12 protein-coding genes are annotated in these 14,294 nt (G+C 77.5%); 8 read left to right on the top strand and 4 right to left on the bottom strand.

Features of this window, described 5'->3' with window-relative positions; all coding sequences use genetic code 11:
* Window positions 1-81 precede the first annotated feature (81 nt).
* Entirely contained in the window at window positions 82-270 is a 189-nt protein-coding gene (locus tag AB0D01_RS29850) for a hypothetical protein (protein ID WP_363060640.1), read from the top strand.
* Window positions 271-350: 80 nt separating this feature from the next.
* On the opposite strand, the gene AB0D01_RS29845 is transcribed toward AB0D01_RS29850, so the two are convergent.
* Window positions 351-536, bottom strand: coding sequence for a hypothetical protein (locus AB0D01_RS29845; RefSeq protein ID WP_363060638.1), 186 nt, complete (start codon window positions 534-536; stop codon window positions 351-353).
* A 215-nt stretch (window positions 537-751) separates the two neighbouring features.
* Between AB0D01_RS29845 and AB0D01_RS29840 the strand changes: the two genes are divergently transcribed.
* From AB0D01_RS29840 to AB0D01_RS29830, 3 genes are read left to right on the top strand one after another with little or no spacing between them, the layout of a single operon-like run.
* Window positions 752-937: a hypothetical protein gene (locus tag AB0D01_RS29840; protein ID WP_363060636.1), complete on the top strand. Its 186-nt coding sequence runs from the start codon at window positions 752-754 to the stop codon at window positions 935-937.
* A 46-nt stretch (window positions 938-983) separates the two neighbouring features.
* Entirely contained in the window at window positions 984-4,160 is a 3,177-nt protein-coding gene (locus tag AB0D01_RS29835) for a lantibiotic dehydratase (RefSeq protein ID WP_363060634.1), read from the top strand.
* Window positions 4,157-5,398, top strand: coding sequence for a lanthionine synthetase LanC family protein (locus tag AB0D01_RS29830; protein ID WP_363060632.1), 1,242 nt, complete (start codon window positions 4,157-4,159; stop codon window positions 5,396-5,398). The genes AB0D01_RS29835 and AB0D01_RS29830 overlap by 4 nt, the downstream gene beginning before the upstream one ends.
* Before the next feature lie 176 nt (window positions 5,399-5,574).
* Here AB0D01_RS29830 and AB0D01_RS29825 read toward each other — a convergent pair whose 3' ends face one another.
* On the bottom strand, window positions 5,575-5,862 hold the full coding sequence (locus tag AB0D01_RS29825; protein WP_363060630.1) for a hypothetical protein: 288 nt from the start codon (window positions 5,860-5,862) through the stop codon (window positions 5,575-5,577).
* Between the two features lie 331 nt (window positions 5,863-6,193).
* Here AB0D01_RS29825 and AB0D01_RS29820 point away from each other — a divergent pair, with 331 nt between their 5' ends.
* On the top strand, window positions 6,194-7,549 hold the full coding sequence (locus AB0D01_RS29820) for an MFS transporter (protein ID WP_363060628.1): 1,356 nt from the start codon (window positions 6,194-6,196) through the stop codon (window positions 7,547-7,549).
* Window positions 7,550-7,602: 53 nt separating this feature from the next.
* Here AB0D01_RS29820 and AB0D01_RS29815 read toward each other — a convergent pair whose 3' ends face one another.
* The gene (locus AB0D01_RS29815) at window positions 7,603-8,832 is read right to left on the bottom strand and encodes a helix-turn-helix domain-containing protein (protein WP_363060626.1); all 1,230 of its coding nucleotides are present in this window, start codon (window positions 8,830-8,832) and stop codon (window positions 7,603-7,605) included.
* 157 nt (window positions 8,833-8,989) lie between these two features.
* On the opposite strand from AB0D01_RS29815, the gene AB0D01_RS29810 reads away from it, so the two are divergent.
* From AB0D01_RS29810 to AB0D01_RS29800, 3 genes are all read left to right on the top strand, one after another.
* Window positions 8,990-10,450: an alkyl sulfatase dimerization domain-containing protein gene (locus AB0D01_RS29810; RefSeq protein ID WP_363060624.1), complete on the top strand. Its 1,461-nt coding sequence runs from the start codon at window positions 8,990-8,992 to the stop codon at window positions 10,448-10,450.
* Window positions 10,447-11,925 (top strand): MFS transporter, encoded by a 1,479-nt coding sequence (locus tag AB0D01_RS29805; protein WP_363060622.1) that lies wholly within the window; start codon window positions 10,447-10,449, stop codon window positions 11,923-11,925. Before AB0D01_RS29810 ends, AB0D01_RS29805 begins: the two co-directional genes overlap by 4 nt.
* A gap of 637 nt (window positions 11,926-12,562) precedes the next feature.
* Window positions 12,563-13,480 (top strand): oxidoreductase, encoded by a 918-nt coding sequence (locus AB0D01_RS29800; protein WP_363060620.1) that lies wholly within the window; start codon window positions 12,563-12,565, stop codon window positions 13,478-13,480.
* A 92-nt stretch (window positions 13,481-13,572) separates the two neighbouring features.
* Here AB0D01_RS29800 and AB0D01_RS29795 read toward each other — a convergent pair whose 3' ends face one another.
* A complete protein-coding gene (locus AB0D01_RS29795) occupies window positions 13,573-14,220 on the bottom strand; it encodes a GAP family protein (protein WP_363060618.1) in 648 nt (215 codons plus the stop codon).
* Window positions 14,221-14,294 lie beyond the last annotated feature (74 nt).

Here is a 14,294-nt window from a genome sequence, read left to right as displayed (position 1 = left end):
TGGTCCGATCGGATGACCTGACGCGCGGCGGGCCGCTGGTGTGCTGGTGCGGACCGAACGTCCAGTCTTCCAGGAGGAATCGTGTCCGAGAACGTACTCACCTCGACCACCACCGCACGCGCGAGCGACATCAGCCTCGTTCCGACGCCGCTGCCCCGCAGCGGGTCCGAGGAGCGCGGGTGCTCCTGCATCTACTGCTTCAACGCCCCGACGACCTTCGTCGAACCGCCGGCACGCCACTCCGGCGACGGGGTGGGCGCGGCCCGTTGACCACAACCGCCCTTGATCCGGTCCGCGTACCGGGTCAAGGGCGGTCGGCTGTCCGCGTCTTCGTTCCTCCACCTCCTCTCCTACCGGCGCCCGCGGCCCTTGCGGCGCGGCGGGACGTCCGTCTTGACCTGCATGCAGGTGCCCATGCAGAAGACGCAGAAGGTCTTCGCCCAGGCGTCCCGCGCGGGCCCCCGGGCATCGAGCCGTTCGAGGGTGAGGAGCGGGCCGGGCGACGGGGTACCGGTGACGGGCGGGTCGTTCTCCATGAGATGTCCTCCCAACGGGGCGAGCGGAAAAGGTGGCCATCGTCGCCCCGCCCGCGACCGGTCGCCGTCCTACGACCGGATGACGGGCGGGACCACGGCGGGCGGAGCGGGTCGTCCCGGGAACCGTCCGGTCGGAGGACGGGAGCCGGCGGCGACGGTTCCTACGGTGGTCGCGGCCGGCGGGACCGCCCCGCCGGCTCGATGGAGGAGGAACCATGGACGCGCACTTCCTCGGCGACGCCTTCCGGCTCGACCCCCGTACGCGGGACACGTACAGCGCGGGCGCCGGTGCGTTGGGTGTCCGGGGCCGGGACCTGACGGTGCCCGACTGGATGACGACCGGCTGTGCCGACCCCGTGCCGCCGCCGGCCGCCGGCCGCCCGACGCCGGCCGGCGACTGAACCCCGTGCCGGACCGACCGCGACCGGAGCCGATCGAGGCCGGGTCATGACGCCGAGGCGGCTCTTCGACCCCGAACCCGTGGCCCTCGCGCGGATCGCGCTGCGGGCCGCGGACCGGCCCGGCGCCGGCCTCGGCCTGCTGGCCGAGGGGATCCTGCTCGCCGCCCCGGACCTCGCGGCCGCCGACGGTACGCGTCCCCGGGCCCAGCGGGCCCTGCGGGCGTACGAGGTCCGTTCGCGGACCCGGCCGACGCCCCACGGCGTCTTCGGCGCGGTGGCCACGGCCCGGTTCCGGAGCGGGCGGACCGACCTCCCGGAGGGGGCGGGGCCGCCCGCCCCGACCCTCGGCCCCGCGCACCGGGCGGTGACGGCCCCGAACCCGCTCTGGCTCGCGGCCGTGTACGACCGGATGCTCGACGATCCCTCGGTGCTCGACGGTCTCACCCTCACCACCCACCCCCTGGTCCGTACGGTGGACGGGAGGTACGAGGTGGAACACGCCCGACCCCCCGGGCCGCTCGCCCTGCACAGCGTCCGCGTCACCGGGGTCTCCCGGTGGCTGCTCGACACCTGCGTCGGCGGGCACGCCGCGGCCCCGCTCCTCGCCCGGCTCACCGCGTGGGCCGCGTCCGGCGACGGCGAGGACGACGGTGCCGACGGCGGCGAGCCCGGCGACGCCGACGGCGGGACGGGCGGTGACGGGACCGGCGACGGCCGTGACGGGACCGGCGACGGCGGTGTGGGCCGGCGCCCCGGCACGACGGCCGGCACGACCGCCCGAGCGACCGCCGGCGCGGCGGAACCCACCGCGGCGGCCCGGTCGGCGGCCGAGTCGGCGGTCCGGGAGCTGATCCGCTCCGGGCTGCTGCTGACCGACCTCGCCCCCGACGGCCGGCCGGACGCCGCCCTGCGCCGCCTCGCCCACCACGCGCCGCCGACCCCCGAGGGGCTCGCCCTGCGCCGGGTCCGGGACCTGCTGGCGCGGGCCGACGCCCTGCCGCCCGGCGCGCCCGATCGCATCGCGCTGCTGCGCTCGGTCGGCGGGCTGATGCGCGATCCCGCGCCGCCCCGACGACCGTTGGTGGCCGACGCGTACGCCGACGCCCGGATCGAACTGCCCGCGCGCCTCGGCGAGCAGGCCGCCGTCGCAGCCGACGTCCTGTGGCGCACCACGCCGACCCTGCCGCCGCTGGCCGACTACCACCGACGGTTCGTCGCCGCCTACGGCACGCGGCGGCCGGTGCCGCTGGCCGAGGTGCTGGACCCGGCGGCGGGCCTCGGCCCGCCCGGTGCGGACGACGGCCTGGGCAGGCTCCGCGAGCCGGGGCCGGACCGGTCCGCCCTGCTGGCCCGGCTCGCCACCGGGGCCGGGGGTGAAGCTGAAGTGGAGGGTGAGGGTGGGAGCGGCGGAGCGTGCGGGGAGGTCGTCCTCACCGATGCCCTGGTCGACCGTCTGACCTCTCCGTCCGCGGAGCCTCCGCCGCGGTCCGCGGAGATCCACGTCCGGGTGGTGCGCGCGCCCTCCGGGGCGTTGCGGTTGGCCGTGTGCCCGTACTCCGGCTCGCAGCAGGCCGGCTCGGCGGCAGGCCGGTACGCCGCCGAGCTGGGGTGGCCGCGCCGGCCCGACGACGGGCCGTCGGACGGGACGGGCCCGATGGTCGCCGAGATCGTCTGCCGGCCGACCGACGCGGCCGCCGGCGCGCTCACGGCCCCGGCCGGCCTGGCACCGTACCGGATCGCCGTGGACGTGCCGCCCCGGCCCGGCGACCTCGTCCCGGCCGACCTGTACCTGGTGTCCGCCGGCGGCCGGCTGGTGCTCTGGGCGCCGCGGAACGGCCGGCCGGTGCTGCCCGTGGTCGGCCACCGGGCCGTCCCCGCGCTGCTGCCCCCCGCCGCCCGACTGTTGCGGCTGCTGGGGCAGGCGGGCACCCGGCCCTGGCGCACGTGGTCCTGGGGCCCCTACGAGGCGCTCCCCCACACCCCCCGCGTGCGGTACCGGGAGGTGCTGCTCGCGCCGGCCCGGTGGAACCTGCCCGAGGAGGTCCTCGAAGCGGCCGACCGGCCGCACGGGTTCGCGGCCCGGCTGGCCGCGTGGCGGGCCGGCGCCCGGCCGGCCCCGCCCCGCACCGTCCTCGTCGACGAGGCGGACCGCCTGCTCCCGGTCGACCTCGACGACGCCCGGGACCGGGAGGTGCTGCGCGGCCGGGTGCGTCACGGCGTCCGGGCCGTCCTCGAACCGTTGGGCGGTCCCGGCCACGACCCGGCGGTCGTGCGCGGACCGGACGGCGGGCACGTGCTGGAACTCGTCGTGTCCCTGCGCGCCAGGGCTCCCGGGAACGCCGTCCGGCTCGATCCCCGCTGCTTCGCCGTACCGTCCGGCGCGGCGCGCGGGCCGGTGCTCGACCCCGCCGGGGCCCGCGGCTGGGCCTCCCTGGCGCTGCGGGTGCCAGAGCACCGGCAGGACGCGGTGCTGCGCCGGCTGGCCGCCGAGGCACCGCGGTGCTTCTGGCTGCGCTACGACACCCCGGAGTTCGGACCCCATCTGCGGATCCGGTTCGGCGGTCCGGGGGGTGGGCCGGCGCCCGGGGTGCGGCGGGCCGCCGAGCGGTGGGCCGCCCGGATGGCGGCCCTGGGATTGGCGGGCGCCGCGCGCTGGGAGGCGTACGTACCGGAGACCGAACGCTACGGCGGGAGCGCGGGGCTCGCGGCGGCGGAGGAGGTGTTCGTCGCCGACAGCGCGCTGGTGCTCGACGCGCTCACGGAACTCGACCGGCCCGACCCGTCCCTCCCCGGTCCCGACGACGCGGATCCAGCCGACCCCGCCCTCGCGGCGACGGCGGACCGCGTCCTGCTCGCGGCGGCCGGGGCGGTGTCCGTGGCACGGGTGCTGGCGGCCGGGTCGCCCTCGGCGCTCGGCCGGGCCCCGCTCGACGCCACCGGCCGCCGGTGGCGGGAGGCACTGCGCGGTCGGCTCCGGGCCGCGCCGGGCGAGGGCGTGGTCCCCGTACGTCCGACCGCGCGGTGGCAGGCCCGCGAACGGGCCCTGGCCGCCTACCGGACCGCGCTGTGGGAGGGCTTCGACGTGGCGCGACGGGAGGAGGTGGCGTCCCTGTGCGCCTCCGATCTGATCCACCTGCACGTCAACCGGCTCCTGGGACCCGATCCGGCGCTGGAGCGCCTCGTGCGTTCCCTGGCCTCGGACCGGTTGCGCCGCCCGTCGTGACCGCCGACCGGCGAGCGGCGGCCGACGTCGCCCTGCGGATCGCGGACGCGCTGGCCGACCCCGTCGAGGTGGCCCGCGCGCTGCCCCCGGACCGCGGGCACACCCTCTGCGACGGCCTCGCCGGCACCGCGCTGCTGCACGCCGCCCTCGCCGACGCCGTACCCGGGTCCGCCGCGCGCGCCCTGGCGCACTGGCGGCTCGCCGCCGAGACCCTCGGGGCCGCCCGGCCCGACGGGGTGTACCGGGGCCCGGGCGGCCTGGCCGCGTCGCTGACGGTCGGGGCGGGGTCGGTGTTCCGGGACGAGCCGCCGGGCGACGCGGTGCGGGACGCGGTGCGCTGGTTGGCGGCGCGGGCCCAGGCGTTGGCGGCGCGGGCCGAGGCACTGGAGGCCCACCCGTGGCCGGGGCCGGTCCACGACGTGATGAGCGGGCTCACCGGCATCGGGAGGGTGCTGCTCGCGGCGCACGGATCCGGCCTGGCCGCCGAGTCGGCCTCGGGGCTGACGGCCGCGCTGTCCACCCTGACGCGGATGGTCCTCGACGGAACGCCGGATCGCCCGGGACGGTGGCGGCCCGCCGGGCGGTGGCCCGGCCCGGTCCCGGGGCACCCCGGGGGCGGCGCCGTCACCGGGATGGCCCACGGCATCGCCGGGCCGCTGGCGTTGCTGGCCCTCGCCGAGACCACCGGTCCGCCCCTGCCGGGGCGGAGGGCCGCGGTACGGGTCGCGGCCGACTGGCTGGTGGCCGTACGGGAGGGCGGTTCCTGGCCACCGCGCGTCACGGGCGCCGGAGCCGGCTCGGGTTCCGGCCCTCGGAACGGCCGCCGGGACGCGTGGTGCTACGGCGCCCCGGGCATCGCCCGCGCCCTCGGACCGGCCTCCGCGGCCCTGGGCGATCCGGCGTACGCGCGCCTCGCGGACCAGGTCCTGACCGCGTCGGCCGGACGGCCCGCCGCCGGTTGGGACACCGTCGGGCCGGGCCTGTGCCACGGCAGCGCGGGCGTCCTGGTGTGCGCGCTGCGCGCGGGTCACCGGACGCTCGCGCGCAGCGCCGCCCGGGTCACCGTGGACCTGGCGGCGGAGGCCTCTCGGGGACCCTCGGGCCTCCCGGCGGCCGGGGGGACGGGACTCGGGTTCCTCAACGGGGCGGCGGGCACCTGCCTCGCGCTGGCGCAGTACGCCGGGCTGCTGCCGCGGTCCCTCGCGGTGCCGTGGGACTGCCTGCTCCTGAACGCGTGACGGCGTGACGGCGTGACCGCTTTCACGCAAACCGACCGCCCCGCACGCGGAGGTCGCGTGCGGGGCGGTCGACACCACGGAGACGGGCGCGTCGTGCCTGCCGGGGGTGGGGAGGCCCGGGAGGGGGACGGCCGCGCCCGGCTCCGTGTCAGGGGGTCGTGGCCGGGCCCCGCCGCTCAGATCTCGAACCCGCCCCGGGGAACGGACGTCAGCTCGAACCCGCCGCTCTCGGGGGCGGAGGCGAGCTTGACGCCGCCACCCTCGGGGGCGGGAGCGAGCTTGAACCCGCCGCCCTGGGCGAAGACGGTCGCGGGGTGGGCGTGCGGGAGGTTGGCGGCCGAGGAGTGCGGGACCGCCACCTCGGGGCGGCTGTGGGCGGTGTCCGCGGCGAAGGCGGCGGAGCCGGTGAAACCGAGGGCGGCGACGGCGATACCGGAGACGGCGATGGTACGGGTGACACGCATGATCAGGTCCTCCAGAACGATGGGACCCGTCGGTGCCGTACGGGGTGGGCGGGTCCCAGGGGGTGGGGGGTCTGCTGCACCGACCCCTCCACTGAACCGTCAGGCCCCCGGCCCGCCCGTCATCCGTTCGGCCCCCCGACCGGACGAACGCGTCAGCCCCCTCGACCGCCCGCGACCACGCGGTTCCTCCCCCGCGCCGACCGTCCGGAGGAATCCGCGGCCCGGACTTCCCTCCTAGCGTCGAGGAGCCACCGGAGCCGACCGGCGGACCGCGCCCCGTTCGCGCGGCCACCGCGACGGACTCCACGCCACGCCCAGGAGCGAACGTGCCATGTCCCCCCTCCCGCACAGCACCGCCCCGTCCGTCACCGCCCTCCCCCGCGCCCTGCGCGAGCTGCGCCGTCGCGACCGCGGGAACGGTCCCCTCGCCTCCCGGGCCTTCCGGCTCTTCCTGCTCTCCCAGTCCGTGGCCGGTACCGGCACCTGGGTGCAGCGCACCGCCCAGGACTGGCTGGTACTGCAACTCACCGGGAGCGCGGCGGCGGTCGGCCTCGTGGTGACCGTGCAGTGCCTGCCCGCGCTGCTCCTCGGCCTGTGGGGCGGTTCGATCGCGGACCGCCACCGGCCCCGGCGCCTGATGGTGTGGTGCAACGCGGCCGCCGCGCTCCTGGCGCTCGCGATGACGGTCCTGGTCACCACGGGTACCGCCCGCATGTGGTCGGTGTGCGTCCTCGCCGGGGCGCTCGGCGTGATGACGGCGGTCGAGGGGCCGGCCCGACAGGCCCTCATCCCGCGCCTGGTCGCGCCCGAGCACCGCCGCGCGGCGACGGGACTGGCGACGGCGAACTTCCAGTTGGCCCGGATCCTCGGACCGGCCGCCGCGGGTCTGGTCATCGGCTGCCTCGGCACCGGTTGGGCCTTCCTGCTCTGTACGTTCACCCCCGTGCTCTGCGCGGTCGTCCTGCTCGCCCTGCGCCACGTCCGGGCTCTGGACCGGGCGCCCGGAGCGCACGCGGAAGCCCCGGCCCGGCGCCACGGGGCCCTCGTGGTCCTCGCGGCCCGGCCGCGGCTGCGGTGGACGCTGGTGCTGAGCGGGCTCATGGCCCTGTTCGGGATCAACCTGCCGGTCCTCCTGCCGGCCCTGGCCACCGACGGTTTCGGCGCCGCACCGCAGTCCTTCGGCGCGCTCAGCGCCCTGCTGGCCGTCGGGTCCCTGCTCGGCGCCCTGTTGGCCGCCCGGCTGCGGACCTGTCCGTTGCGGACCCTCGCGGTCTGCGCCGCTTCGATCGGCGCCCTCCAGGTCACGGCCGGTTTCGTCCCGTCGATGGCGGCCTTCGGGGCGCTGCTCGTCCCCGTCGGGATCGCCGCGCTGTGTTTCACCACCACGGCGGCGACGGCCGTGCAGATGGAGGCGGGGCCCGGGCTCCAGGGCCGGGTGGCCGGGCTGGCCATGCTGGTGACGCTGGGTTCGGCCGCCGCGGGCGCCCCGCTGGCCGGCGTGGCCGCCGAGGCCTTCGGGGCGCGCGCGGCGTTCGCCCTGGCGGGTGCCTGCTGCGTCGCCATCGCCGTCGTGGCGGCCGTGGCCGTGGTCCGTACGCGGTCCGCCGTCCGCACGGCTCCCGTACGGGTGCGGACCCGAAGCGCCATCGCCCTGGCGGCACGGCGGCCCGCGACCGCCGAGGCGTGAGGGGTCGGTCGGTGTCCCGCGCCGTGCCGCAGGAGGGGTCGGGGCCCGGCCGCTCAGGCGCCGTCGCGGGCGCCGTGGGCGGGTCGGCGGGTCTCGCGGAGCAGTTGGGCGGCCAGGGCGAGCGCGGTGCCCCGGGGAGAGGAGAGGTCCAGGCCGGTCAGGGCGGTCAGCCGGGCCAGGCGTTTGTCCACGGTGTTCGGGTGGACGCCGAGGGCGGCGGCGGTGGCCCGGCGGTCCAGCCGCAGTTCCAGGTGGCTGCGCAGCGTGGCCAGCAGTTCCGGGCGGTGCCCGACGGGGTCCAGCAGGCCGGCGATGCTGTCGCTGCCGGGGCCGGGCCGCGAGAGGTGGAACTCCAGCAGGACGCCGTCCAGTCGGTGCACGCGGTCGGCCGGCAGACCGCTCGCGCGGGCGATCCGTACGATCTCGGCCGCGGTCCTGGCGGCTTCGGGCACCCCTGCCGGATCCGGGGCGTGCGCCGCGGCGACGTACAGCGGGGCCCCGTACCCCTCCGACAGGTGCGCTGCCAGGCCGGTGGGGACGCCGGCGCACCCGGGCACCACGGCCCGCCCGGCGAGGTCCCCGCCCTCCGGCTCCTCGGCCAGCAGTGCGGTGGTCGCGGCGCCGGGGATCCGGGCGAGGGCGCTCCGCAGGCCCCGCAGCCGCCGGTGGTGGCCGACGGGTCCACCGGGTGGGGTGGGGGCGGCGGGCTCGGCTCCCAGCGCGAGGACGAGGAGCGGGCCGGTGAGGTCCACGTCGGCGTGCCGGACGTCCTCGGGGCCGAGTCCGCCGTCCAGCAGCCGGTGCGCGAGGCGCGTGCCGTCCGCCGCGCGCTCGGCGGCGAGCGCCTCCCGCTCCGCCAGGTAGCGTTCCGTCACCACCCCCACGACGTCGGTCTGGGCCCGCAGCAGCAGGTCGACGAGTTCGGCCACGGCTCCGCTCTCGTCCGGCCGGGCCTCCTCCCGGATCACCTGCCACAGGCCGTGCACGCCGAGCGCATAGGTGCGCAGCAGCAGGTGCAGCGGGACCCCTTCCTCGGCGCGCCGGGCGGCGCGTTCCCGGAAGAGGGCGTACCCGTCCGGGTCGGCGGGTGGGTGGGCGACGCCGCGCAGGAAGAGGCGTACGCCGTGCCGGACGGTGGCCGCGATCTCCAGGTCCTTGATCTCCGGGGGCAGTTCGGCGTACCCGGGCACGCTCTCGAAGACCTCCCTGCTCAGTTTCCGGGCGAGGGAGTTGGCGCGCCCCTCGCAGCGGACGGCGAGCGTGCGGGCGGCCTCGGATACCACGTGCCCTCCAGGGGCCGGAGATGTGACGCGTCACCCTAACCGGCCCCGCCCTGTGTGACGAGGGACGGTGTCGCGGCGCTCCCCGGGCGCCGAGACTCACGGTGCGAGCGCGGAACCACCGTTCGCGCGTACGAGCGGAAGCAGAAGGAGAGGATCCATGAGCGCATCCGTCGTTCCCGAGCCGTTCGCCGACGGCCCGGACCTGCCCGACCGGTCCCCGGAGTACCTGGCCTACGCCGATCGCGTCTGGCACGGGACGGCGGGCCTGGAGGACCACCTCACCGGCGTCTGGTCCGGGGAGCGGCTGATCCGGTTGCGCGAGGAGGTGGGCTTCTGCCCGGGGTTCGCGAACTCGGTGGTGTTCGACACCGGCGACGGGCTGGTGCTGGTCGACTCGGGGGACGTGCTGTCCGCGCCGCAGCGGCACACGGCCGTACGGAACTTCTCCGCGGCCCGCGTGGCCGCGGTGGTCCTCACCCACGGTCACGTGGACCACGTGGGCGGGATCGGTCCGTTCGACGCCGAGGAGCACCGGCCTGAGGTGGTGGCGCACGAGGCCGTGGCGGCCCGTTTCGACCGCTACCGTCGCACCGACGGCTACAACTCCTGGATCAACCGGAAGCAGTTCGGAGTGCCGTGGCTGGACTGGCCCACCGAGTACCGCTACCCGGACAGCTCCTACCGGACCCGTCGCACCCTGCGGCAGGGCCGCCTCACCTTCGAGCTGGTGCACGCCCGGGGCGAGACCGACGACCACACCTACGTCTGGGTGCCCGAGCTCAAGGTGCTGTGCACGGGCGACCTGTTCATCTGGAACACGCCCAACGCGGGGAACCCGCAGAAGGCGCAGCGCTATCCGGAGGAGTGGGCGGCCGCGCTGCGGGCCATGGCCGACCTGGGGGCCGAGGTCCTGCTGCCCGGTCACGGCGTGCCCATCGTCGGGGCGGGGCGGGTGCGGGAGGCGCTGACCGACACGGCCGTCCTGCTCCAGACGCTGTGCGACCGTACGCGCGAGCTGATGAACCAGGGGCTGCGCCTGGACGAGGTCGTGCGGGGGGTGCGGGTCCCGGAGTCCCTGCTCGCCAGGCCGTACCTGCGGCCGGCGTACGACGAGCCGGAGTTCGTCGTGCGCAACCTGTGGCGCCTGTGGGGAGGTTGGTACGACCAGAACCCGGCGCACCTCAAGCCGGCGCCGGAGGCGGAGGTGGCCGTCGAGTTCGCCGTCGCGGCGGGGGGCGCGCACGTCCTGGCGGCGCGGGCGGCCGAGTTGCTGGCGGACGGACGGCCGCGCCTGGCCGCGCACCTGGCGGAGACGGCGGCGCTCGCCGCGCCCGGGGACAAGGAGGTGGCCCGGGTGCGGGCCGAGGTGTACGCCCACCGGGCCGGGATCGAGACCTCGACCATGGCCCGCGGCATCTTCGCCTGGGCCGCGGCGGAGTCCTCGGCGGTGGTGGAGGGGACGGACGTGGCGACGGAGCTGGCCCGCACCCCGCAGGGTGCCGAGCGGGCGGCGGGCCGGGTCGGTGTGGGGTTGGCGGACGATCCGGCGGGGGCCGGCGCCGCCGATGCCGCCGATGCCGTCGGGGCCGGTGGTCGGGACGGCGACGCCGCGCCGTGAGGCGGGCCGGCGACGTCAGGGAGCGGGTTCCCGACCCGTACTTCCCCGGTGCCTGGCCGACCGCCCGGCTGCTGGTGCTGTTCATGGTGGTCAACTTCGCGGACAAGGCCGTACTGGGCCTGGCCGGGCCGGAGATCATGGACGAACTCGGGCTCACCAGGAAGCAGTTCGGTTCCGCGCAGGCGGCGTTCTTCGCCCTGTTCTCCCTCTCCGCGATCGGGGTCTCCCTGCTGACCCGGCGCGTGCGCAGCTCGGTCCTGCTGCTGGCGATGGCCCTCACCTGGTCCGCGGCGCAGCTGCCGATGCTGTGGCCGAGCGCCGGGCTGGGGGTGCTGATCGCCACCCGGGTGTTGCTCGGGGCCGCGGAGGGCCCGGCGGCCCCGGTGGCGGCGCACCACCTGTACGGGTGGTTCGCGCAGCGGGACCGTACGCTGCCCACGGCCGTGCTGCTGATCGGCGCGGCGGCGGGCGTCGCCCTGGCGGCACCCGTGTTGACCTGGGTCATCGCCGCGTGGGGGTGGCGGTGGGCCTTCGGGACCGTGGGGCTGGCCGGGATCGGTTGGGCGGCGGTGTGGGCCCTGCGGGGCCGGGAGGGGCCGCTCGCTCCGCCGGTGGGGGCGGGCCCCCTTCCGCAGCGTGCCGGGCCGGGCGGCGAGGCGGGAGGCGAGGCTGCCGGGGCGGGTGACCACGGGGCTGTCGCGGGTGACGACGGGCCGCCCCTGGGCCGCATCCTCACCTCTCCGAGCGTGCTCGCGGCGGGCTTCGCCTGCTTCGCCGTCTACTGGCAGATCAGCGCGCAGCTCACCTGGGTCCCCGACTACCTGCACACGGCCCTGGGTTGGTCCGCCGGGGCGACGGGGCTCGCGGTGGCGGCGGGTTCGCTCGCCAACGCCGCCGTGTTGCTGACCCACGGCCTGCTGGCCCGGCGCGCCGGCGTGCGCGGCGCCCGGGCGGGCCCGGTGCCGGCCGGGGCGGGACCGGGGTTGCTGATGGTCGGCGCGGCCGCGGCGGTCGCCGCGTTCGTGGTCGGCCCACCGTGGTTGAAGGTGGCGATGATGTGCGGCCCGATGGCGCTGTGCGCACCGATGATGACGGTCGGCCAGACGGTCTGTGCCCGGATCTCACCGGCGCACCGCCGGGGATCGGTCCTCGGCGTCGTCGTCGGCGTGTCGTCCCTGGGCGGGGTGGTCTCCCCGGTGGTGCTGGGCCGGATCGTCGACGGCGCCCCCGAGGCCGTCACCGGCTACGGGCGGGCCTGGCTGCTCACCGCGCTCCTCCTCGCGCTCGCCGGAACGCTCGCCGCCCTGTTCCTGCGCCCCGAACGGGACGCGGACCGCCTCGCGGTCCCGCCGGAGGGGATCGGCCGGTCGGCTCCACGGGTACCCGATCGCCGCCCCGGCCCGCCGCACCGACGAGGCGGCGAGGTCCACGGCCCGGCCCACGGGGACCAGGAGCCCCCGGACGCGGCGGTCTAGGGCCTGTCGTCGAACTCCTGTCGTCGCCCGGAGGGCGGCCCCGCGGCGTCTGGTGCGTGCTCTCGGCGTGCCGGGCGGAAGCCCGTGTACTGGACGTACTCGGTCTTTCGTCCGGTGCGGCGAGAGCGCGTGCCGGGCGTCGCGGGGCAGGCGGGAGTTCGACGACAGGCCCTAGCTGTGCGGGGCGCCGAAGAGCGGGGGCGCCGGGAGGTGGTGGGGGCCGGCGGGCGGGGTGGGGTCGCTTCCTCGGCCGCGGCGCGGGAAGCGCGTGCGGGCACGGGTCGGGGTACCGGGGGCGTCCGCCCCGGGTGCCTCCGGCCCGCCGGTGCGGGAGGGGTTCGGCTTCGACGTGTCCATGGGTCGCCTCGGTCCTCGTTCGGGGTGCGGTGCGCGCACCTCGCGGTGGGCGCCGTACGCCTCGACGGTCACCGACGCGCCCGGGGTGGCGCTTCGTCCGGCCGGTCGGTCCGACGGGCGCCGCCCGGACCGCCGGACCGACCGATGGGAGGACACGTCGGCTCCGCCTCCGTGCCTAGGGTGTGCCTCCCGGCCGGCGCCGCCGCGCGGGACGCACCCCGGTGGCGCCGGCCGCGACAACCCCCGGTCCGTCCGGCCCGGGAGACGCAAGGAGCAGACCATGACGTGGGATCCCCGCGCCGTCCCCCCACAGGACGGCCGAACCGCAGTGATCACCGGGGGAAACGCCGGCATCGGCTACCACGTGGCCGAGCAACTGGCCCGCGCGGGCGCGCACGTCGTACTCGCCGGACGCAGCGCGGAACGCACCCGCACCGCCCTCGCCGCGCTGCGGGCGGCCGTGCCCGGCGCCCGGGCGAGCGAGGTCCGGCTCGACCTCGCGGACCTGGACTCCGTCCACCGCGCGGCCGGGCGACTGACCGCGACGGGGCCGGTGGACCTCCTGGTGAACAACGCCGGGGTCACCGCGTCCGGGAAGCGCGCCGAGACCGCGCAGGGGTTCGAGCTGATGTTCGGCACCAACCACCTCGGGCACTTCGCGCTGACCCTCCTGCTGGTCCCCGCCCTCGCGACGGACGCGCGGGTCGTCTCCCTGGGCAGCCTCACCCACACCCGGGCCCACCTGGACTTCGACGACCTGCAGAGCCGCAGCGACTACCGGTCGATGACCACGTACGGCAGGTCCAAGCTGGCGGTCCTGCTGTTCGCCGGCGAACTGGACCGGCGGCTGCGGGCGATCGGGAGCGCCGTCCGGAGCGTGGCCGCGCACCCGGGCTGGGCCGTGCAGGGTCTGACCCCGGCCCGACCGCCGCTGTGGGAGCCCGGGGCGCTCGCCCGGGTCCGCTCCGCGCCGCTGGCGCTGATCGCCCAGGGCAAGGACCGCGGCGCCTGGCCGGTGGTCCGCGCCGCCACCGACCGGGAGGCGCTCGGCGGCCAGTACTTCGGCCCGTTCGGGCCCGGTTCGCTGAAGGGTCCCCCGTCGGTGCGGAGCACGGCCGAGTCGGCCCGCGACCGGGAGGCCGCCGCCCGTCTGTGGGCGGTGTCGGAGGAACTGACCGGCGTCCGCTGGGAGGGCTGACCCGACGGTGGTCCGGGCCCGGTGCGGCGGGGCCTTCGGGGGGCCGGGCCGGTCGCCGCCCGAAGGGTCGGGGGGCGGGACGCCCTCGGGGGTCAGACGCCCAGGGCGCCTTCCACCAGCAGCAGGACGCCGATGGCGACGATCACCCCGGCCATGACGGCCGCCGCGTGGGTCTCCAGCCACTCCTTGACCCGCGCCAGCGGTCCCAGTGCCCTGGGGCCGCCCACGGCGTGCAGCAGGACGGGGAGGGCGACGGTACTGGCGGCCACCGCCGTGAACACGGCCAGTGCGGCCGCCGCCCCCGCGAGGGACGGCCCGGCGGAGCCGACGGCGAGCCCGGCCGCCGCCGACAGCAGGAAGATCTTCGGGTTGGCCAGGGCCAGCAGGATGCCGAGCCGGAACGCCTTGCCCGGTCCCGCCTCGCTGAGCAGCCGCATCCACCCCGGGGCCGCCTTGCCGTGCCGGACCAGCCACTGACGGATCCCGAGCGCGACCAGGCACAGGCCCAGACCGATCCGCGCCCAGGCCGTCCAGGGCCGGTCGTGGGAGGCGAAACCGAGGACGGAGGTCAGCGCCGCGCACAGCACCGCGGGCACGGCGACCCCGATGATCCACCCGGCGAGGAAGGCGCCGCCGGTGGGGCGGGCCCGGGGGGTGAACTGCATGAAGACGGCCGGGATCAGCGTGAACGGCGAGACGGCGATCACGAGGGCCAGGGGCAGCACCTCGCCGATCACCACGCGCCCCCGTACCGGGCCGGTCCCGGTCCCGCCCCGGGTCCCGACCCGGGTCCCGCCCCCGGCCCCGGTCCCGT

Source organism: Streptomyces sp. NPDC048606 (assembly GCF_040650855.1).
Classification (GTDB): Bacteria; Actinomycetota; Actinomycetes; order Streptomycetales; family Streptomycetaceae; genus Streptomyces.
This window is presented reverse-complemented; position numbering and strand designations above follow the sequence as displayed.